At 39.5% G+C, this 919-nt stretch carries 1 protein-coding gene and 1 pseudogene; one reads left to right on the top strand and one right to left on the bottom strand.

Features of this window, described 5'->3' with window-relative positions; translation table 11 throughout:
* Positions 1 to 397: M20/M25/M40 family metallo-hydrolase (locus RT405_RS10825; RefSeq protein ID WP_313469640.1), on the top strand; the 397-nt coding region annotated here is incomplete at its 5' end.
* A gap of 57 nt (positions 398 to 454) precedes the next feature.
* Here the strand turns inward: RT405_RS10825 and RT405_RS10820 are convergent.
* A pseudogene (locus RT405_RS10820) lies at positions 455 to 919 on the bottom strand (L-lactate dehydrogenase); the annotation flags it as partial.

Here is a 919-nt window from a genome sequence, read left to right as displayed (position 1 = left end):
CGTAACTGAAACGAAGTCAGAAATAGAATTGGACTTGCGGATCCCGGTCAGTTACCCAGCAGCAGATTTGGTGCCACTTCTTGAAAAAGCTGCAGCAGCTTATGGATTGACATATGAAGAGTTCGATCATGTGCCGGCTTTATATGTCCCCAAAGAAAGCGACTTAGTTCAAACATTGACAACAATCTATCAAAATAAAACAGGAGATCAGACCCAACCGCTTGCTTCAGGAGGAGCTACTTATGCGCGAACCATGAAAAATATGGTCGCTTTTGGAGCTCATTTTCCTGACACAAAAAGTTTGGCACATCAGGCGAATGAAGGAATCGATATAACGGAAATGGTCCAAGCAATGGATATTTACGCAGAAACTATTTTTCAATTGTGTTGCAACTAAGAAAACTTCGGTTCAGTAAGGGATAAGTACAATCCTTACTGAACCGAAGTTTTTAGTTTACTGTTGTTCTTCTTTTTCTAACGCATCCATTGCATCCTGTGTAACTTTTCGAAGCGTATCGGCAGAAAAATTCATTTTTTCTTTTTCTGAATCATTTAATGGGATCTCAATAACACTGCTGATTCCCTGACGATTAATGACTGCAGGTGCTCCAATAAAGATATCAGATTGTCCATATTCACCATCTAAATAAACAGAAAGCGGCAGAATTGAATTCTCATCATTTAAAATCGCTTTTGTAATTCGAGTTAATGAAACGGCAATACCATAAAAAGTAGCACCTTTACGTTCAATAATATCGTAAGCAGCATCTCGTACTTTAAAGAACATCTGTACCAAAGCTTCTTCATCTACACCGGGGTTATCTTTGATCCATTCGTAAATTTGCAGACCAGCTACATTAGCATGAGACCAGACAGGGAATTCTGTATCGCCGTGTTCGCCTAAGATGTAGCCATGGAC

Source organism: Carnobacterium sp., from assembly GCF_032094055.1.
Classification (GTDB): Bacteria; Bacillota; Bacilli; order Lactobacillales; family Carnobacteriaceae; genus Carnobacterium_A.
This window is presented reverse-complemented; position numbering and strand designations above follow the sequence as displayed.